The sequence below is a fragment of the Pseudomonas laurylsulfativorans genome, assembly GCF_002906155.1.
Lineage (GTDB): Bacteria > Pseudomonadota > Gammaproteobacteria > Pseudomonadales > Pseudomonadaceae > Aquipseudomonas > Aquipseudomonas laurylsulfativorans.
Genome location: NZ_MUJK01000002.1, coordinates 600,840 through 621,063 on the forward strand (window position 1 = coordinate 600,840; position 20,224 = coordinate 621,063).

20 protein-coding genes are annotated in these 20,224 nt (G+C 61.0%); 12 read left to right on the forward strand and 8 right to left on the reverse strand.

Annotation, left to right across the window (positions count from 1 at the left end; translation table 11 throughout):
* Positions 1-191: 191 nt before the first annotated feature.
* Positions 192-2,642, reverse strand: a complete 2,451-nt coding sequence (locus B0D71_RS09100; protein ID WP_103394471.1) for a penicillin acylase family protein — start codon at positions 2,640-2,642, stop codon at positions 192-194.
* A 194-nt stretch (positions 2,643-2,836) separates the two neighbouring features.
* On the opposite strand from B0D71_RS09100, the gene B0D71_RS09105 reads away from it, so the two are divergent.
* Positions 2,837-3,394, forward strand: coding sequence for a cysteine hydrolase family protein (locus B0D71_RS09105; protein ID WP_103394472.1), 558 nt, complete (start codon positions 2,837-2,839; stop codon positions 3,392-3,394).
* Between the two features lie 45 nt (positions 3,395-3,439).
* On the opposite strand, the gene B0D71_RS09110 is transcribed toward B0D71_RS09105, so the two are convergent.
* The 4 genes from B0D71_RS09110 to B0D71_RS09125 form a co-directional block, all read right to left on the reverse strand.
* Positions 3,440-3,646, reverse strand: a complete 207-nt coding sequence (locus B0D71_RS09110) for an SEC-C metal-binding domain-containing protein (RefSeq protein WP_008056806.1) — start codon at positions 3,644-3,646, stop codon at positions 3,440-3,442.
* Positions 3,643-4,137, reverse strand: coding sequence for an LEA/WHy family protein (locus B0D71_RS09115; protein ID WP_103394473.1), 495 nt, complete (start codon positions 4,135-4,137; stop codon positions 3,643-3,645). The genes B0D71_RS09110 and B0D71_RS09115 overlap by 4 nt, the downstream gene beginning before the upstream one ends.
* An 87-nt stretch (positions 4,138-4,224) precedes the next feature.
* Positions 4,225-4,701: a YchJ family protein gene (locus B0D71_RS09120; protein ID WP_103394474.1), complete on the reverse strand. Its 477-nt coding sequence runs from the start codon at positions 4,699-4,701 to the stop codon at positions 4,225-4,227.
* A gap of 4 nt (positions 4,702-4,705) precedes the next feature.
* Positions 4,706-5,203 carry a DUF6231 family protein gene (locus B0D71_RS09125; protein WP_103394475.1) on the reverse strand — a complete coding sequence of 166 codons (498 nt, stop codon included), beginning with the start codon at positions 5,201-5,203 and terminating at the stop codon, positions 4,706-4,708.
* A 189-nt stretch (positions 5,204-5,392) separates the two neighbouring features.
* On the opposite strand from B0D71_RS09125, the gene B0D71_RS09130 reads away from it, so the two are divergent.
* The 4 genes from B0D71_RS09130 (at position 5,393) to B0D71_RS09145 (ending at position 8,068) form a co-directional block, all read left to right on the forward strand.
* The gene (locus tag B0D71_RS09130; RefSeq protein WP_103394476.1) at positions 5,393-6,082 is read left to right on the forward strand and encodes a PA1041 family peptidoglycan-binding anchor lipoprotein; all 690 of its coding nucleotides are present in this window, start codon (positions 5,393-5,395) and stop codon (positions 6,080-6,082) included.
* 91 nt (positions 6,083-6,173) lie between these two features.
* Positions 6,174-6,890 carry a PA1041 family peptidoglycan-binding anchor lipoprotein gene (locus B0D71_RS09135; RefSeq protein WP_103394477.1) on the forward strand — a complete coding sequence of 239 codons (717 nt, stop codon included), beginning with the start codon at positions 6,174-6,176 and terminating at the stop codon, positions 6,888-6,890.
* A 148-nt stretch (positions 6,891-7,038) separates the two neighbouring features.
* Positions 7,039-7,317, forward strand: coding sequence for a DUF1145 domain-containing protein (locus tag B0D71_RS09140; RefSeq protein WP_103394478.1), 279 nt, complete (start codon positions 7,039-7,041; stop codon positions 7,315-7,317).
* A complete protein-coding gene (locus B0D71_RS09145) occupies positions 7,310-8,068 on the forward strand; it encodes a collagen-like triple helix repeat-containing protein (protein WP_103394479.1) in 759 nt (252 codons plus the stop codon). The genes B0D71_RS09140 and B0D71_RS09145 overlap by 8 nt, the downstream gene beginning before the upstream one ends.
* 52 nt (positions 8,069-8,120) lie before the next feature.
* Here B0D71_RS09145 and B0D71_RS09150 read toward each other — a convergent pair whose 3' ends face one another.
* A complete protein-coding gene (locus B0D71_RS09150; RefSeq protein WP_103394480.1) occupies positions 8,121-8,585 on the reverse strand; it encodes a CopD family protein in 465 nt (154 codons plus the stop codon).
* A gap of 98 nt (positions 8,586-8,683) precedes the next feature.
* Between B0D71_RS09150 and dinG the strand changes: the two genes are divergently transcribed.
* The 5 genes from dinG to pdxH all read left to right on the forward strand — a co-directional run bounded on the left by dinG (position 8,684) and on the right by pdxH (position 16,589).
* On the forward strand, positions 8,684-10,828 hold the full coding sequence (gene dinG, locus B0D71_RS09155) for an ATP-dependent DNA helicase DinG (RefSeq protein ID WP_008016067.1): 2,145 nt from the start codon (positions 8,684-8,686) through the stop codon (positions 10,826-10,828).
* Positions 10,829-10,923: 95 nt separating this feature from the next.
* Positions 10,924-13,419, forward strand: a complete 2,496-nt coding sequence (locus B0D71_RS09160; protein WP_103394481.1) for a beta-galactosidase — start codon at positions 10,924-10,926, stop codon at positions 13,417-13,419.
* A gap of 231 nt (positions 13,420-13,650) precedes the next feature.
* Positions 13,651-14,796 carry a serine hydrolase domain-containing protein gene (locus tag B0D71_RS09165; RefSeq protein WP_103394482.1) on the forward strand — a complete coding sequence of 382 codons (1,146 nt, stop codon included), beginning with the start codon at positions 13,651-13,653 and terminating at the stop codon, positions 14,794-14,796.
* A 113-nt stretch (positions 14,797-14,909) separates the two neighbouring features.
* Entirely contained in the window at positions 14,910-15,917 is a 1,008-nt protein-coding gene (locus B0D71_RS09170) for an OmpA family protein (RefSeq protein ID WP_103394483.1), read from the forward strand.
* Between the two features lie 24 nt (positions 15,918-15,941).
* Positions 15,942-16,589 carry a pyridoxamine 5'-phosphate oxidase gene (gene pdxH / locus B0D71_RS09175; RefSeq protein ID WP_103394484.1) on the forward strand — a complete coding sequence of 216 codons (648 nt, stop codon included), beginning with the start codon at positions 15,942-15,944 and terminating at the stop codon, positions 16,587-16,589.
* A gap of 5 nt (positions 16,590-16,594) precedes the next feature.
* On the opposite strand, the gene B0D71_RS09180 is transcribed toward pdxH, so the two are convergent.
* Positions 16,595-16,831, reverse strand: coding sequence for a hypothetical protein (locus B0D71_RS09180; protein WP_103394485.1), 237 nt, complete (start codon positions 16,829-16,831; stop codon positions 16,595-16,597).
* A 164-nt stretch (positions 16,832-16,995) separates the two neighbouring features.
* Between B0D71_RS09180 and B0D71_RS09185 the strand changes: the two genes are divergently transcribed.
* Complete coding sequence (locus B0D71_RS09185; RefSeq protein ID WP_103394486.1) at positions 16,996-17,460, forward strand: outer membrane lipoprotein; 465 nt, start codon at positions 16,996-16,998, stop codon at positions 17,458-17,460.
* 104 nt (positions 17,461-17,564) lie between these two features.
* On the opposite strand, the gene nhaA is transcribed toward B0D71_RS09185, so the two are convergent.
* Positions 17,565-18,752, reverse strand: a complete 1,188-nt coding sequence (nhaA, locus tag B0D71_RS09190) for a Na+/H+ antiporter NhaA (RefSeq protein ID WP_103394487.1) — start codon at positions 18,750-18,752, stop codon at positions 17,565-17,567.
* A 247-nt stretch (positions 18,753-18,999) separates the two neighbouring features.
* Here nhaA and B0D71_RS09195 point away from each other — a divergent pair, with 247 nt between their 5' ends.
* A complete protein-coding gene (locus B0D71_RS09195) occupies positions 19,000-20,097 on the forward strand; it encodes a PLP-dependent cysteine synthase family protein (protein ID WP_205885991.1) in 1,098 nt (365 codons plus the stop codon).
* Positions 20,098-20,224: the final 127 nt, after the last annotated feature.

Consider the following 20,224-nt stretch of genomic DNA (forward strand, 5'->3'; position numbering starts at 1 on the left):
GTTGCCAGTGTGGAGAGACTTGTTAGCTTTGAGGTTGGCGCGGGGAGAGAAGTTCTATCTGTTTTTTATAAGCCCGTTACATCCCCTGTGGGAGAGCTTGCTCGCGATAGGGGCGTGTCAGTCACCAACGATGTTGGCTGTTGTTACGCCATCGCGAGCAAGCTCGCTCCCACATTGGGCGGGGTTTGAGCTTACTTGCCGGGTGTCAGCGTCAGTCGATTCTTGCCATAGGCGTTGTCGTAGTTCTGCGGCTGCATCGGCAGGCTCATGTATTGCCCCTTGAGCCACGGTTCGATGCTGTTGAGGTAGTTCGGGCTGGCCGGGTTGCCGGATTGGCCAGTGCCGTTCTGCGCCATCAACGGTTCGGACTGGCCGAAGTCGACGATAAAACGCATGGCCGGCGCCAGTGTGGTGTTGAAGTTCTGGCCCCAGGCGAACGCCGAGGTGTTGAGCGTGGTGTGATCGCCGCCGGCCGGTAATGGCCCGCGTACGGTCTGGCCGTTGCTGTTCTTCCACTCATAGCGGTGCAGTTTGCCCCACTGCCAGCCTTTGTGATCGCTGCCCAGCTGGCTGTCGCCCGCGCTGATCGCTGCCGCGAGGCTGCGGGCGAGGATGGCCGCTTTGTCTTCTTTCTGGGCGGTGCGCACGTCATCCCAGAACGGGCTGTCTTCACGCCCGAGCAAGTGGTCGGCCTGGGCGGCGTAGGATAACTTGCCGTCGGCGACAAAGGCCTTCCACGCCGCGCTGCTTTCAGGCCCCAGCTCATCGAGGAAAATCTGCCGGGTGCTTTCCTGCAGGAACAGTTCGTAGATTGCCGCATCGGTGGAGGTCGGGCTGAGCTTGCCGTCGAACGCCATCAAGCGGCTGTAGGCTTCGTGTGCCTTGGCGCGATCGGCCGCCGGCAAGGCGTCCATGGCTTGTTTGAGCGGCTGGGCCATGCCCGGCGCTTCGAACATTTTCTTTAGCTTGGCAGCGAAGGTAGTGGTCTGGTCATACTGCATGGCGATCAGGCTGCGGCTGTCGTGTTTGCCTGCGCCAGCCAGTTCGGCCAGGCGCTCGCCGCGTTCCGGTGCCGCCCACGAATTGGACAATTGCATGCCGTAGCCATGGGGGATGACCCGCTGGTTGGCGGTACCGAGCCAGCCCTGGGCCGGGTCCTGGTCGTACGGGTGCAGCATTGGGTCGGCGTAACCGTCCCAATCGTAACGACCTTCCCAGCCCGGAGAGGGCAGCAGGCCTTCACCTTCGCGGCGGTTCGGGTAACGACCGGTGACTTGCCAGCCGATGTGGCTGGCATCGGCGAACACCAGGTTCAGCGCGATGGCGCGGATTTCGCGGCTGGCATCCGAGGCTTTCTCGACGCTCTGGGCACGGGACAGGTCGAAGAACGCGTCCAGGGTCTTGTCGTCGGTGAAGCTTGGTGTCTGCAAGGCCAAGCCGAAGCCATTGGCCAGTGTGCTGCCCTGGGCGCTGTTGAGCAGTGGGCCATGGCGGGTTTCGTAGACAGCTTCGCGAATCGGTCGCTGGCCTTTGACGAAATAGGTTTCGTTGCGCACGATCGCCGGCTGCCACTTCCCGGCGTTTTCGTAGGTAAGCCCGTTGCCCTGGCGTTTGATCTTCTCCAGGAACAGGTCCTGGTTGTCGCCCATCACGGACGTCATGCTCCACGCCACTTTGCCGTTGAAACCACCCAGCACCATCGGCAGGCCGGCGATGGTCACGCCGGACGCCTGATACTTCGGCGCGCGAATCTGCACGTAGCTGAATAGTGATGGCACGCCCAGCGGGCCGTGACTGTCACTGGCCAGCAGGCTCTTGCCGCTGCGGCTGCGTTGCGGGGCGATGGCCCAGTTGTTCGATGAGGTGGCACCCAGCAGGTTCAGGTCCGACAGTTGGCCAGTGGCCTTACTGAGTTCGGCCAGCCCCGGTACTTGCCCGTTAAGCTTGAGGCCTTGCAGTTTTTCGCTTTCGGCGGCCGGCAGTTTTTCGTCGGGCGCCGATGGCGTCAGCCAGGCGAGTTTGTCGTTGGTGACAGTCTGGGCCAGTACCAGCGAGGAAATTTCTTCCGGCAGGTTGGTCGACTGGCTGAAGTTCAACAGGCAGAAAATCAGCGCCGAATCTTCCGGCTGCCAGTATTCAGGTTTGTAGCCGGTGGCCGCCAGGTCCGCCGGCAGTTTGTCGCGGTAGCGGAACAGGTAAGCGTTGACGCCCCGCGCATAGACTTCGAAGAAGCGTTTGAGGCGCGGCGAAGAGGCCTTGTACAACTCGCCAGCACTTTTCTTCAGGTTGACCGCCCGCATGTAGCGGTCGGCATCCAGCAGGTCGGCACCGTGCATTTCGGCCAAACGGCCCTGGGCCAGCAGGCGCAGGGTGACCATCTGCGTGATGCGGTCGCTGGCGTGCACGTAACCGAGGGTGAACAGGGCGTCGTGGAAGCTGTTACTTTCGATTAACGGCATGCCCATCGCATTGCGGCGCACCGAAACGTTCTGCGCCAGGCCCTTGAGCGGTTGTACGCCGGAGGCCGGCGGGAGGGTGTCCTGGGCGTTGAAGCTCTGACAACCAGTCAGGCTTAAGACGCCGGCCACTGCTGCGGCAACGCCGAACCGGGGTAGAAAATGAGTAAGGGCTGGCGAGGCCATGGCAAAGCTCCTGCGGGGGTAGAGGCGGCGGCGCGCAATAAAGGCGCTACGTTAGTGAGCGGGAGGTGGCCGCGCAAGCGGGGTTCAAGGTTATTTGAGGATTTGTCCTATAAACCGGAAAGATCGCAGCCTTGCCAGTCGCAATGGGTGATGTTGAAGTGCGACACAGTCAACAATCCTGGAGAACAATCGGCATGGAGCTAAAGGCAAACGCGGCCTTGATCATCATCGATCAACAGAAAGGCATCCTGCATCCGAGGCTCGGCCGCAGGAATAATCCTCTGGCCGAAGAGCGCATGCTGGAATTGCTCGACCATTGGCGACGCACCGCTCGACCGCTGATTCATGTGCAGCACCTGTCCCGCTCAGCGGACTCAGTGTTCTGGCCACAGCAGTCGGGAGTGGAGTTTCAGGAGCGCTTTGCGCCAAGGACCGGAGAACGTTTGATCCAGAAACAGGTGCCGGATGCGTTTTGTTCGACGGGGCTGGAGAGGCAGTTGCGCGAGGCGGGGATCGGGCAGTTGATCATCGTGGGTGTTGCGACCCACAACTCGGTGGAATCCACGGCGCGCACCGCAGGCAACCTGGGGTTTGATGCGTGGGTGGTCGAGGATGCGTGCTTTACCTTCGACAAGGCTGATTTTTTCGGCCAGCCCCATCGCGCCGAAGAGGTGCATGCCATGTCGCTGGGAAATCTGCACGGCGAGTATGCGACGGTGGTCAGCGCTGCATATGTATTAAAGGCTGACTGAAAAACCTGTAGGAGCAGCCGGTCGACGCTCCTACAAGGGAATGCATCAAGCGCCGTGGCACTTCTTGAATTTCTTGCCGTTGCCGCATGGGCACGGATCGTTGCGGCCGACGTCTTTCAGGGCATTGCGCACCGGTTCCTGGTGAGCGTGGCCGCAGTTCGGACCGTGGACATGGCCGTGGTCGTGATCATGTTGGTGATGGTCATGATCGTGGTTGCAGTCAGGGCCGTGGACGTGGGGTTGCTGGGTCATCGGTGTTGCTCCGGAATTAAATCGGCGGCGATTATCACGCCATTGCGCGCCAGGTGCACGTAGTGGGCGATGAATATACCGGTTTCCAGTTCACCTTCCAGACGATAGGGAATGGGTTGGTCGGATTTTTTCAGCAGTTTGGCCAGATCACGGACCTTGGACCACAGGTTGGTGCGGATCGGCACCTTGAAGTAAGCGCTGTGCCTGGGGCCGATGGTGAACCAGTGTTCGTACTCGCCGTCGGCCAGCAGGATGTCACCCAAGTGAATGCGGTATTCCAGACCGCGCACCGTCAGGTCGCTGTCGCTGGGGTTGTCGATGCGAAAATGCAGGAGGAATTTCTGTTCCAGCAATTTGGCGCTGACCACCTCGATCTTCACCAGATGGACCTCGGGGTCCGGCAAGTCGTCACCGAACCACGATGCACAGCCGCCGAGTCCCAGTGTCAGGAACAACGTGAGCAGATAGCGTGCGCCGCGGCGGATGATCATCGTGGTGAGTCTCCCTTGAGCCCCAGTCTAGACCCAAAAGATCGCAGCCTTCGGCAGCGCGTGCGTGGCACACAGGCATTCCATGTCCTAACTGCTGAAATACCCTGCACAACACTTCTTGAACTTCTGCCCACTCGCGCACGGGCAGGCGTCATTGCGTCCTAGCTTGAGCTGCACGGTGGGGTCTATGAAATACCAGCGCCCGGTGTTCTGCACAAATGATGAACGCTCGCGGTGACTGTGCTCGCCGTTGCTATCGTGCCAGCGCGCGGTGAAGGTCACGAAGGCGTGTTCAGGCTGGCCGCCCAGCACTTCGGAGCTTTCCACCTCAAGGCCCAGCCACGTACTTTGCGCGCTCCAGTCGCTGATCGATTGACGGTCCAGGTCAGCCTGTTGGGCGGGCAGGGTGGTGGCCACCAGATAGTCGACCAATCCCAGCACGTAGGCGCTGTAGCGCGAGCGCATCAAGGCCTCCGCACACGGGGCCGGGTGCCCGGCATGGTAGTGACCGCAGCAGGCGTCGAGCAGTGTGCCGCTGCCGCAAGGGCAAATGGATGTACTCATTGCATTACCACCAGTATTTCCCGAAGTTTTCCGGATTGGCCCAGAAGCGCGAATTGAGCCAGTCGGGGACCTGTTTGTATTCAAGCAGATCGTAGGTAAACAGGGTCAGGACCTGTTCGTCCCGTTGAAAGCGTTCGCTGGCTTGCAGGGCCAGGGAGAAAAAGTCGGTTTCCTGCCAGCCACAGGCCGGCAGATCCGCCAGCACGGCGATGCGGCTGGCATTGAGGTTGCGGATACCACCCAGCAGGTTCAGGCCATCGCGCTTGGGCAAATGCTCCAGGCAATCGACCACCAGGGCCAGGTCGAAACGGCGGGCCGCCAACTCGTCGGGCAATGGGCCGGGAGCTGCTAAAGCGACGCAGCTGTCCGGGTGCGCACGTTTGAAAGCCTCCAGCGCCGGGAACTCGCTGGCGCCGATCAACAACAGGCGCGCAGGGGCATATCGGTCAAGCAAAGCGGCCAGTGCCTGTTGTGGCGTGCGTGAAGAAATACCTGCAATCATCGAAGATCCTCAATCAGATCTGCCAAGACTAGCCTGCCCGAACCTTTGGGCCTAGAGCGGCTTGGCGACAAAAGCGCCAACCTGTCGTTATTACACAAATAAACAGCATGGCCTATTGCTGGCGGAGTTTAAAACTCGGGTCTTTACTACCTGAATCGGTTCTAAGCCGATCCCTCAGGAGAAAACTAGATGAGCATAGTTCGGACAGCATTACCCTTGGTTCTGCTAACCAGTGTCTTGACTGGTTGCGCAGGTTTGCAGAAAACCGACTGGCCGACCTGTGCGGCAGTTGGTGGTGTCGTGGGCGCGGGCCTCGGTGCAACCGAAAGCTCGGCATGGGCAGGGTATGGTGCTCTGCTCGTCGGCGGTACGGCAGCGGCTTACTGCTGGGTTCACGGTGATGGCGACGAAGACGGCGATGGTGTACCGGATAGTCGCGACAAGTGCCCAGGCACGCCAAAAGGCGTTCAGGTCGATGCCAACGGTTGCCCACCACCGGCACCTGTGGTCGAAGAAGCGGTTGTGGTCAAGGAAGAAACCATTGTCATCCGCGATGTTCACTTCCAGTTCGATAAAGCCACGCTTACCTCGTCCGACAAACAGGTACTCGACAAGATTGCCACTCGCCTGAAAGCTGAAGCCCCAACTGCGCAACTGAGCGTAACCGGTCATACCGACAGCGTGGGCAGCGACGCCTACAACCAGAAACTGTCGGATAAACGCGCTCACTCGGTGGTTGAGTACCTCATCCAGGAAGGCGTACCTCGCAGCAACTTCGTGTCGGTTGCCGGCGCCGGTGAAAGCCAGCCGGTTGCGGACAACAAAACCGCTGACGGTCGTGCACAGAACCGTCGTACGGAAATCAAAATCCAGCGTTAAGCCCCCCTCGCATCCGCGCCTTGTGCAGTCGCGGATGCGGGTCTTTACTCCTGTGTAACCGGTATTGGCCGGTGACACAGGAGCTTTCAATATGATCGTTCTCACAAGGACCGTCTTGCCGGTTCTGCTTCTTGGCAGCCTCTTGACCGGCTGCGCGACTCACAGCGATGGTACTGCCCCCCTCAATCAACGAACCTGGCCAATTTGCAGCCTCATCGGCGGCCTGGTCGGTGGTGGTCTGGGCGCAATCGAGAGTGGTGCCTGGGCCGCGGGCGGCGCGGCGCTGGGTATCTTGTCCGGCGGCTTGATCTGCTATGCCCAGGATGGCGACGAAGATGGCGACGGCGTTTTCGACCGGCGTGACAGTTGCCCTGACACCCCCGCCAATACCCCGGTTGACCACCGTGGTTGCGCGGTTCCGCAGTATCCGGCCAGCGTCACGCCCGAGCCTGCGCAATCGGAAGTCATCACCTTGAGTGATGCCGGCGACGTACTATTTGCCTTCAATCAATCCGACCTGACTCCGACGGCCAAGAGTCAGCTGGATGCGTTGATGAGCAAGTTCGAGGATGCCGGTGTGGTCAGCATCAAGGTGGTCGGCCATACCGACAGCGTGGGGTCGGATGCCTATAACCAGGCCTTGTCGGAGCGACGCGCCAGCAGCGTGGCGGAATACTTGATCAGCCAGGGTGTGGCACCGAACAAAGTCACCAGCGAAGGCAAGGGCGAGAGCCAGCCAATTGCCGACAACGAGACGGATGCAGGTCGCGCGAAAAACCGTCGAGTGGAACTGCATATCAACCGCTGAACCAAGAGATAGAGCCGTCGAGCGACACCTGTGATCGCTGCGACGGCCGTTCGGCGGCCTTCATGAAGATTTTTTCGTTGCCCTCTGGCTTATCCCGCGTGGAAGCCGTTACTGTGCGCGCAAACAATAATTCTCATCGGGGGCGCGTATGAAAGTCTTATGGGGGCTGGGGCGGTTGTTGACCCTGCTGTTCTGGTTGGTGGTGCTGGTCAATCAGCTCACGCCATTCGTCTTTCCGCTGCACCTGTTGGTCAATCTGGCCGGCGGCCTGTTGGGGTGCATCCATCTACTGGAAGCGTTGCTGTGCTATCGCAGCCTCCGGGGTCGCGCCCATCCCTGGCTCGACCGGCTGAAGATCGTCATTTTCGGCGTATTTCACCTGCAAACCATTCCTGCCCCCAGCGCTTCGAAGGCTTCCCATGCGTAAACTCTGCCTGCTCGCCGTACTCATCAGTCCATTGGCCAGCGCACAGGTGGTGAGTGTCGAACCCAACTCGCTGATGCGCTTGCCCAACACCGCCAGCACCCTGCAGCTGGAGCGTTTGGAAGTGGCCGATTACGGCACCTTGCTGATTCCTTCGAACGTCACAGAAGTCACCGTGGGTGAACTGCATCTGGGTCGTGAAGCGCGCATCGCCATCGTGCCGGGAGAGCAGGCGCTGGCGCTGAAGGTCCGTCGCGCTGATTTGTCCGAAGGCAGCCAGATCACCGCCCGTGGCGCCCCCGGGACCTATCAGAAGGCCGCCCGATCCGGACGCAACCTCGATTTGCAGATCAAGGCACTGAACGCAGCGCAATTGATCGTTGATGCTCGTGGTGGTGCGGGCGCACCGGGGTTTGTAGGGCTAGATGGGGCTAACGGCCAGGAACCGGGCTGCACCTGGGGGCAGGCCGGTCGCGGTGCCGATGGCAGCGATGGCAGTAATGGTCAGCCGGGAGCGCCGGGGGCGCTGGTTAAACTGGCAGTACCGCACGACTTCCCGGCAGACCGGATCAAGGTTCAGGTGGCTGGTGGTGCCGGCGGTGTGGCTGGCCCTGGCGGCAAGCCGGGCGCGGGTGGCAAGGCCAAGGGTTGCCTGATTTACAAGACCGATGGCGGCAAGAGCGGTAAGCCTGGAGCTGATGGTCAGCCAGGGCCTGAAGGCGCGGCGGGTTCGGTGACAGTGCAGCGGATGTAAGAAGCGCCGAGAGCCCTGTGGCGAGGGGGCTCGCCACAAAAGCTCGGCAGATTCAAAACATCGGCCGAGCCGCAGCTATCACCACCACAGCCAACCCCACCAACAGATTGATCCCTACCAACTTGCGAATCCTTCCCAGCACACCGGCACCCGCCGGCCAATCCTGCTCGGCCACGGCGGTGCGCAACTCCGGCAGCATCAACGCCTGAATGCGGATAAACAGCGCGGTCATCACCACATACAAGCCCATCATCACCTGTACATAGCGCGGTGCGCTTTCAAAACCATTGAAGTGCATATGCAGCATGCCCACGCCGCTGACTGGCAGCAGCACGACCGCCACCCAGACCCAACGGAAAAAACCTTGAAACACTTCTACCCACAGCTTCAGCCGGGCAGGGCCTTCCAGTGCCGTGATTGCTGCGGGGCGCAGGACCATCCAGGCGAAAAACATGCCGCCGACCCAGACCAGGGCCGCCAGTACATGCAGGCTATAAATGAGGCTAAAAGGTGTCATTGGGGTACTCCGTTCTGCGCGGGATTAATTAGCGGGGTATGATAGCGGCGATCCGAACCACTGAAAATTTATCCAGCGTTTTTTGCGCCCGACAATCCATGATCAGCACCGAACTCAAAACCACGATCCAGGGCGCCTACTCGCGTTTTCTCGAAGCCAAGAGCCTCAAGCCGCGATACGGCCAGCGCCTGATGATCGCCGAAGTCGCCAAGGTCCTGGGTGACATCGACACCGACGACGAAGGCCGGCGCAGTGGCGACCCCGCGATTGTCGCGGTGGAAGCCGGCACCGGTACCGGCAAGACCGTGGCCTACAGCCTGGCGGCGATTCCTACGGCGAAGGCCGCCGGCAAGCGTCTGGTGATTGCCACGGCCACCGTGGCCCTGCAAGAGCAGATCGTCTACAAGGACCTGCCTGACCTGATGCGCAACAGCGGGCTGAACTTCAGCTTCGCCCTGGCCAAGGGCCGCGGGCGCTACATGTGCCTGTCCAAGCTCGACATGTTGCTTCAGGAAGGCCACGCGCAGACCGCCACCGCGCAATTGTTCGAAGAAGAAGGCTTCAAGATCGAGGTCGACGAGGCCAGCCAGAAGCTGTTCACCAGCATGATCGAGAAGCTCGCCGGCAATAAGTGGGACGGCGACCGCGACAGTTGGTCCACCGCCCTGGAAGACGCGGACTGGGCGCGCCTGACCACCGATCACAGCCAGTGCACCAACCGGCATTGCCCGAACTTCGGCCAGTGCGCCTTCTACAAGGCCCGCGAAGGCATGGGCAAGGTCGATGTGATCGTCACCAACCACGACATGGTCCTGGCCGACCTGGCCTTGGGCGGCGGTGCGGTGCTGCCGGACCCGCGCGACACCATCTACGTGTTCGACGAAGGCCATCACCTGCCGGACAAGGCCATCGGCCACTTCGCCCATTACACGCGCCTGCGCTCCACCGCCGACTGGCTGGAAACCACCGCCAAGAACCTCACCAAACTGCTGGCCCAGCACCCTTTGCCGGGCGACCTGGGCAAGTTGATCGAGCAGGTGCCGGAACTGGCGCGGGAGATCAAGACCCAGCAGCAATTCATGTTCACTGCGTGCGAGCAGATTGCCGATTTCAAACCCGGCGAAGACGTCGAGGGCCGCGAGCGCCCGCGTCATCGATTCGTCGGCGGGGTGATTCCCGAGCACATGCGTGAAATGGGCATCGAATTGAAGAAAGGCTTCGCGCGCCTGACCGACCTGTTCACCCGCCTGACCGACCTGCTCAAGGAAGGCATGGACGGCGAGGTCAACATTGGTATCGCCAGTAACCAGGCCGAGGAGTGGTATCCGCTGTTCGGCAGCCTGTTGTCGCGTTCTTCCGGTAACTGGGAGTTGTGGACCGCCTTCACCGTCGAAGACCCGGAAGACAACCCGCCCATGGCGCGCTGGCTGACCCTGGCCGAAAGCGGTTCGTTGTTCGACATCGAGGTCAACGCAAGTCCGATCCTCGCGGCGGAAATGCTTCGCCGCAACCTGTGGAACGTGGCCTATGGCTGTCTGGTGACCTCGGCGACCTTGACCGCCCTCGGCACCTTCGATCGCTTCCGCATGCGCGCCGGCCTGCCGAAAAAAGCCGTGACGGCGGTGGTGCCAAGCCCGTTCCATCACGCCGATGCCGGTGTGTTGCGGGTGCCGAACCTGAACGCTGACCCGCGTGATGCCGCGGCGCATACCGCCGCGATCATTCGTGATTTGCCCGAGTTGGTCGAAGGCTCGCGGGGCACGCTGGTGCTGTTTTCCTCGCGCAAACAGATGCAGGACGTGTTCGACGGCCTGGATCGCGACTGGCGCAAGCAAGTGTTCATCCAGGGCAACCTGTCGAAGCAGGAAACCCTGAACAAGCACAAGGCGCGGGTCGATGGCGGGGATTCCAGCGTGCTGTTCGGCCTGGCGAGCTTCGCCGAAGGGGTCGACTTGCCTGGTGCCTATTGCGAGCACGTGGTCATCGCCAAGATTCCATTCTCGGTACCGGATGATCCCGTCGAAGCAGCCTTGTCCGAATGGATCGAAGCACGGGGTGGCAATCCGTTCATGGAAATCTCCGTGCCGGACGCCTCGCTGAAGCTGGTCCAGGCCTGCGGTCGCTTGCTGCGTACCGAGGAAGACCGCGGCACCATCACATTGCTCGACCGGCGCCTGGTGACCCAGCGCTATGGCAAAGCCATCCTCAACGCGTTGCCGCCGTTCCGTCGAGAAATTTCCTGAAGAACCGGTGGGCAGTTTTGCCCACCGCGTTGTCTATCTCTCTGCCATCGCTTTTCCACTGGCCCATCCGGGTCGTTAGGGAGAATTTCGTTCTCATGATTTGCCGTTCGCTGCGCCGTTCGTTACCTGCCGTTTTTACCCTGCTGTTCGCAACACCGCTGTTGGCCGACCCCGTCAGCCAGCAGACGCTGTTCAACTTTGTGCGCCCCGCCGACGTGGTCCAGGTGGCGACTCAGGACGCCAGCCTGCCGCAATCCAACGCCGAGCAAACTCCCGAGGGCGAAGTACTGCGCCGGGTGACGTTCAACCCGGTCGCCCGGCCAACCTTGCGCCTGACCCCGCAAACGGGCGCCTGGGACTGGTCGCAGTCGGGCGTCATGAGCCTGCGGATCCAGAGTGCGATGAACTGGGCCTTGACCCTGTACGTGACCATCCAGAGCAACGACGGCAAGACACTGGTCAGCCGCGTCGATCTGCCCGCGGGGCCTGCGCAAACCCTGTTGGTGCCACTGCAAGCGACATCGCCGCTGGGACAGGGCATGAAGGCCGGCCCACCGATGCCAATGACCGTCGATGGCCAACGTGTGTTGCTGGCCAGTAGCGCCGGTGAGCTGGATCGCAGCCAGGTGGTGTCGGTGAGCTTGTCGATGGACCAGCCGAAAGTCGCGCAAAGCATCCTGCTGGAGCGTTTTGGTGTGCAGGATGGCGAGTCGATCACCCAAGCCGTGTATGGCGGATTGGTGGATGTTTACGGCCAGTCGACCCGGGCCAAATGGCCGGAAAAAGTTGGCAGCGACGAGCAGCTCAAAAGCGCCTCCGCCAAAGAACAGCAACAACTGAAAACCTGGCTGGCCGAGCGCGAAAAGTCCTCACTGGACCAATTCGGTGGCTTGACCAAAGGCCCGTCGTTCAAGGCCAGTGGCTTTTTCCGCACCGAGAAGCGCGATGGTCGCTGGTATCTGGTGACACCGGAAGGACATCCGTTCTATTCCCTCGGGGTCAATACGGTCGCTCCAGACGTCAACCAGACATACGTTGCCGGTCGTGAATGGATGTTCGAATCCCTGCCCAAGGCTGACGAGGCACTCGCCAGCCACTATGGGGAAGGTGACAACCGAGGCGGCAACGGGGCCGACCAAGGGCGCGGCTACAACGCCGGGCGCTGGTACGATTTCTACGGCGCCAACCTGCAGCGCCTGTTTGGCAATCCCTGCGAATCGAACGGCGCCACCAAGGCTGGCGTCGCCGAGGCGGCAAAGGCTGATGCGGTTGAAGCAACGACGGAAAAGGCCGCCGAGAAACCGGTTGTGCCTGCGACTGCCGAGTCTGGTGTCGCCGAAGCGGCCAAAGTCGAGGCAAATATGCCAGCCCCCGTCGCTGTCGAACCCTGCAAAGCGGTCTTTGACGAGCAGCGCTGGGCCGGTCATACCCTTGATCGCTTGCAGGCCTGGGGCTTCAACACCATCGGCAACTGGAGTGCGCCGGTGTTGGGCAACGCTGATCGCGTGCCGTACACCTTGCCGCTGTCGATTGTCGGCGACTACGCCAGCATCAGTACCGGCACCGACTGGTGGGGCGGCATGCCCGACCCGTTCGACCCACGTTTCGCCATGGCCACCGAACGCGCCGTCGCGATTGCTGCCCGCGACCATCGTGACGATCCGTGGTTGATCGGTTACTACGCCGACAACGAACTGGCTTGGGCCGGTCCCGGCGATGATCCGAAAGCCCGTTATGCCCTGGCCTACGGCACCTTGAAAATGACCACTGACGTGCCGGCCAAGCGTGCATTCCTCAAGCAACTGCGCGATAAGTACCGCAATCAGGCGGGTCTGTCGAAGGCCTGGGGCATTGATCTGCCGGCCTGGGAACTGATGGAGGATCCGGGGTTCGTGCCGCCACTCCCGAGCGCCGAGCACCCGGAAATCGAAGCGGACTTCAAATACTTCCAGAAAGTCTTTGCCGACACCTATTTCAAGACCATCTCCGACTCGCTCAAATGGCACGCGCCGAACCAGCTGCTGCTCGGTGGCCGTTTCGCCATCAGCACGCCGGAAGCCGTGGACTCCTGCGCCCAATATTGCGATGTGTTGAGTTTCAACATGTACACCCTGCAACCCCAGGACGGTTACGACTTCGCCAGGTTGCGCAGTCTCGACAAACCAGTATTGATCACTGAGTTCAATTTCGGCTCGGCTGATCGTGGCCCGTTTTGGGGTGGGGTCACGCAGTTGGCGAAGGAGGAGGACCGCGGTCCGGCGTATGCCAACTTCCTCAAACAGGCCTTGAGCGAACCGTCGATTGTTGGCGTGCATTGGTTCCAGTACCTCGATCAACCGGTCACCGGGCGCCTGCTCGACAGTGAAAACGGTCACTTCGGGTTGGTGGGCATCACTGATCTGCCGTTCCAGGGCTTTGTCGACAGCGTGCGCAAGAGCAACCTGGCGACGGTCGCGCAATTGGGTAAAGAGGCCGAGAAGGCAGCGGCCGCGGCCGACAAAGCCAGCCACGATGCCGAAGGCGGCCGCAAGGCCGAAGCCGGCAAGGGGCCGGGGAAGGGCGCTGGTGGGCATTCCGGGAATGGTCATTAGCACCTGAAACCCTGTGGCGAGGGGGCTTGCCCCCGTTGGGTTGCGTAGCAACCCCAAAATCTCGGCAACGGCCGAAAAATTTGGGAGCGCTGCGCACTCCAACGGGGGCAAGCCCCCTCGCCGCAAAGGATTGCTGGTGAAACAACCGCCCGGCCCAACCCTGTTCCCAAAACCTTCAAGGGCTGGAACAATGCCTGCCACTTTGTAAAGCGTTAGTCCGGGGAGTTGCGGGTGCAGATTCAGGGTCATTACGAGCTTAAGTTCGAAGCGGTGCGAGAGGCGTTCGCGGCGCTGTTCGACGATCCCCAGGAGCGTGGCGCGGCGTTGTGCATTCAGGTCGGTGGCGAAACCGTCCTCGATCTGTGGGCTGGCACGGCCGACAAGGACGGCGCCGAGGCCTGGCACAGCGACACCATCGCCAACCTGTTCTCCTGCACCAAGACCTTTACTGCGGTCACCGCGCTGCAATTGGTGGCCGAAGGCAAGCTGCAGCTGGATGCCCCGGTTGCGCGCTACTGGCCTGAGTTTGCCGCTGCCGGCAAAGAGTCCGTCACCCTGCGTCAACTGCTCAGTCATCAGGCCGGCCTTCCGGCATTGCGCGAGCTACTGGCTCCCGAAGCCCTTTACGAATGGCAAACCATGGTCGATGCCCTGGCCGCTGAAACGCCGTGGTGGACGCCTGGTGAAGGCCACGGTTACGCGGCGATCACCTATGGCTGGCTGGTCGGCGAATTGCTGCGCCGTGCCGACGGTCGTGGGCCGGGCGAATCCATCGTGGCGCGGGTCGCGAGGCCGTTGGGCCTGGACTTCCATGTGGGGTTGGCTGACGAAGAGTTCCATCGTGTGGCCCACATTGCGCGGGGCAAGGGTAATGTCGGCGATGCTGCCGCCCAGCGCCTGCTGCAAGTGACCATGCGCGAGCCAACGGCCATGACGACCCGGGCATTCACCAACCCGCCGTCGATCATGACCAGCACCAATAAACCCGAGTGGCGACGCATGCAGCAGCCGGCCGCCAATGGCCATGGCAATGCCCGCAGCCTGGCCGGTTTCTACGCCGGCCTGCTCGATGGCAGCCTGCTGGAAAGCGAAATGCTCGATGAATTGACTCGTGAGCATAGCCTTGGTGAGGACAAGACTTTACTGACCCGGACCCGTTTCGGCCTGGGTTGCATGCTCGATCAACCGGACGTTGCCAATGCCACCTTCGGCCTTGGCCCGCGGGCGTTTGGTCATCCGGGTGCCGGCGGCTCCATCGGCTTCGCTGACCCGGAGCACGATGTAGCCTTCGGATTTGTGACAAATACCCTGGGGCCGTACGTCTTGATGGACCCGCGCGCGCAAAAGCTGGTGCGGGTTCTGGCCACTTGTCTGTAAAAGCGGCTATCGGGTTCCAGGGCTGGAACCCGATAGTCTTTTCAGTTTCAAAGCGTCTGTTTAAGCGGGCCGATGTGGCCTGATTTTTTTGACTTCATTTTTGTGGATATCCAATGTCATCCAATAAAACCCTCGCCTTGGCCCTGTGCTTCGCCATTACCGGTTGCGCACAGACTCCACAGAAAGATGCGACGGCACCTGTCGCCAAGACTGAAAGCGCCAGCCACTGGTACTGGCCGTTTGGTTCCGACGACAGTGCCGGCAAGCCCGTGGCCAAGCCGGAGGTGAAACCTGAAGTCAAACCCGTGGCGGTGGCCAAGGCCCAAGCCGATAGCGGCAGCAAGTGGTGGTGGCCGTTCGGCGGTAGCGACCAGAGCACCGCCAAGGCCGTACCGATGCCCGACCCGAAAGTCACCCAGGCCTGGCTTGACGACTACGAACCGCGTCTGCGCGAGGCGGTCAAGGACAGCAACATGCAACTCGAGCGCCGCGAAAACGTGCTGGTGGTGACGGCGCCGGTCGAAGGCTCGTTCAACCCTGATCGTCCGGCCATGCTGCTGCCGGTCACGCTCGGTCCGTTCACCCGCGTTGCCAAGATCCTGGAAGCCGATCCAAAGACCGCTGTGCTGATCCTCGGCCACAGCGATACGTCCGGCGCTGCGCCTGCCAACGTCAAGCTGAGCCAGGAACGCGCCCAGGCCGTTGCGGCGATTTTCCGTCTCAGTGGTTTGCAGCGTGATCGCTTGATGCTGCGTGGCTTGGGCGGTGATGCGCCGCGTGCCGCCAACGACAGCGTGCAAGGGCGAGCGTTGAACCGCCGCGTGGAACTGCTGGTGACTCCGCAGAACACCATGGTCGCGCTGCTGAGCAAGTACAACATGCCGGCTCCAGCCCCTGTGAGCATGGTCGCTGCCGCTGACGTCAAGCCGGTCGCCAAGCCTGTAACACCAGCCCCGGCGACTAAAAAGGCTGCTGTTCCAGCGGTGAAAAAAGCCCCTGCGAAAAAAGCTCCGGCCAAGAAAGCCCCTGCGAAAACTGCAACGCCAGCGAAGAAAACCACGCCAGCCAAAGCCGCTGCGACAGACAAGAAGGTCGTCAGCACCGATACTGCAAAGCAGTGATTCGTTAACCAAAAGGAATGCGCCATGACCCAGGGCCTGGCTGATATGCGTCGTGACTACACCCGTGATGGCCTGACCGAGGCGCAAGCCCCGACCGAGCCGTTCGCACTGTTCCACCAATGGTTCGCCGACGCGGTGAAAACCGAACAGGCGCCGGTGGAAGCCAACGCCATGACCCTGGCCACCGTCGACCAGGCCGGTCGACCGCACTGTCGCATTCTGTTGCTCAAGGGCCTGGACGAGCAGGGATTCACCTTTTTCACCAACTACGAAAGCGCCAAGGGCCAGCACCTGGTCGCGAATCCGTTCGCGGCCATGACGTTTTTCTGGCCGGCGCTGGAGCGCCAGGTGCGCATCGAGGGGCGGGTGGTGAAGGTCACGCCTGAGGAGTCCGACGCCTATTATCAGGTCCGTCCGCTGGGCAGTCGCCTGGGGGCCTGGGCATCGCCGCAAAGCCGCGTGATCGCCGATCGTGGGGAACTCGAAGCGCTGCTCAAGAACACCGAGCAACGTTTCAGCGACACCCAGCCGCATTGCCCGGAACACTGGGGTGGCTATCGCCTGCTGCCGGAGCGCATCGAATTCTGGCAGGGCCGCCCAAGCCGCCTGCACGACCGCCTCAATTACCGCCAGCAGGGCGCCGACTGGATTCTTGAACGTCTGGCACCCTGAGCAGTCTACCGACCGGGATAGCCTGCCGCAGCGGCCTCCAGCCACTTCGGCAGGTCTCGACGCTTGATCTTCTGGGCATGAGCACTCGCCAACTGTTCGAGCATGAAGGCTTTTTTCTGCTCATCCTTGCCCGCCAGCGCTAGCGCCAGGTCGCGGTCCATCCAGCGTTTGATCCGTACGTACAGCCACCAGTGGAAGTACAAACCGGCAACCGTCGTGACGACGATGATAAAGTAGTCCATGAAAATCCTTGGCCCGTGGGCAGTTTTCTGATTTTGCCGCTACTGTGTGAGTTCGTGGTGGCGCCTTAACGGGGCCTGAATCAAAGCAATTTTACCCGGGCTGTGCCGTGACAGGCGTCAAGCTGCGGAGTTTAATGAACATCTGTTTCTTTGGAGTTGATGCTATGCGTAAGTCTGTTCTGCTGGTTGCTTCCTTTTCCACGATGGCGATGTTGCTCACTGGATGCCAATCGAGCCTGACCGGTGACTCCTACTCCCGTGACGAGGCGCGTCGCGTGCAGACCGTTCGCATGGGCACTATCGAAGCATTGCGTCCGGTGAAAATCGAAGGCACCAAAACCCCGATCGGCGGCGCTGCAGGCGCAGTGGTCGGCGGTGTTGGCGGTAGCGCCATCGGTGGCGGCAAAGGCAGTATCGTTGCAGCGGTCATCGGCGCAGTAGCAGGCGGCCTGATCGGTTCGGCCGCTGAGGAAGGCCTGACCCGCACCCAGGGCGTGGAAATCACCGTGCGCGAAGACGATGGCAGCATGCGCGCCTACGTTCAGGAAGTTCAACCGAACGAAGTGTTCCGTGTTGGCGAGCGTGTACGCATCGCCAGTGTGAATGGCACGAGCCGCGTTTCGCACTAAGCGCAAACACCGGATAAACAAAAAACCCGATCAGGTGACTGATCGGGTTTTTTGTTTTCTAGCTGTGCTAAGCCTTGATGGGTGCCAGGCGTTGTCGTGGATTATCAGGACACCAGCGCGGTGTTCTTGCGACTCGCCATCGCCGTCACCCCGTAACCGATCAGCGCGGCCAGTATCGAACCGGTCAGGATTCCCATGCGGTCCATCCCGGCGAAATCACTCACGCCCGGCTCGAAGGCCAGCGAGCCGACAAACAGACTCATGGTAAAACCAATGCCGCAGAGAATCGCCACGCCCAGTATCTGGCCCCAATTGGCACCTTGGGGCAGGGCGGCGATGCCGGTTTTCACCGCCAGCCAGGTCAGGCCGAAGACACCGACGGTCTTGCCCAGCAGCAGTCCGATGGCGATGCCCATGGGGACGTGGTGAGTGAAGCTTTCGACGGTGACGCCGCTCAGGGACAGGCCGGCATTGGCAAAGGCGAACAGCGGCAGAATGCCGTAGGCCACCCATGGGTGGAGGGCATGTTCTAGGGTCAGCAATGGCGAGGGCTCGGCATTTTTCGTGCGCAACGGAATGCAGAACGCCAGGGTCACGCCGGCCAGCGTGGCGTGGACACCGCTCTTGAGCACGCAGACCCAGAGGATCAAGCCAATGATCATGTACGGCCCGAGCTTGACCACCCCGAGTCGATTCATCCCGATCAGCGCCGCAATACAGGCCGCGGCCAGCGCCAGGGACAAGGTCGACAACGCGCCGGAATAGAAGATCGCAATGATGATGATCGCGCCAAGGTCGTCGATGATCGCCAGGGTCATCAGGAACAGCTTCAGCGAAACAGGAACCCGTTTGCCCAGCAGAGCCAGCACGCCAAGGGCGAAGGCGATGTCGGTGGCGGTCGGGATGGCCCAGCCGTTGAGAGCAGATGGTGTGTCGCGATTGAGGTACCAGTAGATCAGTGCCGGCACCAGCATGCCGCCAATCGCCGCCGCGCCGGGCAGGACGATTTGCGACGGTTTGGACAGCTGGCCGTCGAGGACTTCGCGTTTCACTTCCAGGCCGATCAGCAGGAAAAACAGCGCCATCAGGCCGTCGTTGATCCACAGCAGCAACGGCTTGGCGATTTTCAGCGCGCCGACCTGGGCCACCACGGGGGTGTCCAGCAGGCCGTTGTACAGCCATGACAGCGGTGAGTTATTGATGATTAGAGCCAGAACGGCAGCGGCGATCAGTAACAGACCGCTGGCAGCTTCCAACTGAAAGAAACGCGTGAAAGTGCTACGCAGAGGCAAGGTCGCTCTCCATCTGTGAATTAAAAAGGTGTTACACCCTAACAAGTACAGTTAGTTGTTAAAACAAAAGTTATATTCTTTTTTGTTATATGTCGTTACAGAGTAATCCGTCAATGCCGACCTGAGCCTAGCAGTTGCCGGGCGTATTGGACCCTAGCTGTACCTGTGCTGGATGTAGGTTTTTTCCTAAGCTTGTTGGATGAGCCTTGATAAAAAGCCGACTCCTGCTCGATTCAACGAGAAAACCATCATGAGCGACAACCGACAGTGGTCCCGCGAAGCGATCCGGATCATCGAAGCCGATTTTCAGCGCAGCGCCGACACCCACTTGATCCCCTTGCCGCTGCCGGGTTTTCCGGGCATCGAGTTGTATTTCAAGGATGAATCCAGCCACCCCACGGGCAGCCTCAAACACCGCCTGGCCCGTTCGCTTTTCCTGTATGCGCTGTGTAACGGCTGGCTCAAACCCGGTGCGCCGGTCATCGAGGCTTCCAGCGGTTCCACGGCGATTTCCGAAGCGTACTTCGCGCGCATGCTGGGCTTGCCGTTCATTGCGGTGATGCCGGCGACCACCTCAAAAGAAAAGATCGCGCAGATCGCCTTCTACGGTGGCCAAAGTCATCTGGTGGACGATCCGACCCAGATCTACGCCGAGTCCGAGCGTCTGGCCCGTGAACACGACGGACACTTCATCGACCAGTTCACTTACGCCGAGCGCGCCACCGACTGGCGGGCGAACAACAACATTGCCGAATCGATCTTTCATCAGATGCGTTTCGAGCAGCATCCCGAGCCGAGCTGGCTGATTTCCAGCCCTGGCACCGGCGGCACCACGGCCACCCTGGGTCGATACGTGCGTTATCGCCAGCATTGCACCCGCGTGCTGTGTGCCGATGCCGAGCGTTCGGTGTTCTTTGATTACTACCAGACCGGTGATGCCAGCCTGCGTCTGGACCACGGTTCGCGCATCGAAGGCATTGGCCGGCCGCGTGTGGAAGCGTCGTTTCTGCCCAAGGTGATCGACGCCATGGTCAAGGTGCCGGATGCCCTGTCACTGGCGGCCATGCACTACCTGGCGGAGCGTCTGGGACGGCACGTGGGTGGGTCGAGCGGGACCAATCTGATCGGTGCATTGATGGCCGCTCAGCACATGAAAGCGGCGGGGGAGACTGGGTCAATGGTGGCGATCTTGTGTGACAGCGGCGAGCGTTATGCCACGACCTATTACGATCAGGATTGGCTCAAGGCTCAGGGGTATGAGTTGGGGAGTTTAATGGCTGCGGTAGCGGCGACGGTGGAGCGGGGTGAGGCGCTGCCGGCGAGCGTGCTGCGCGCCAATATCTAAGATCCATCAGACGCCGAATACCATTGTGGGAGCGAGCCTGCTCGCGATGGCGGAATCACATTCAACACATATGTTGATTGATCTACCGCTATCGCGAGCAAGCTCGCTCCCACAGGGTTTTGTATTG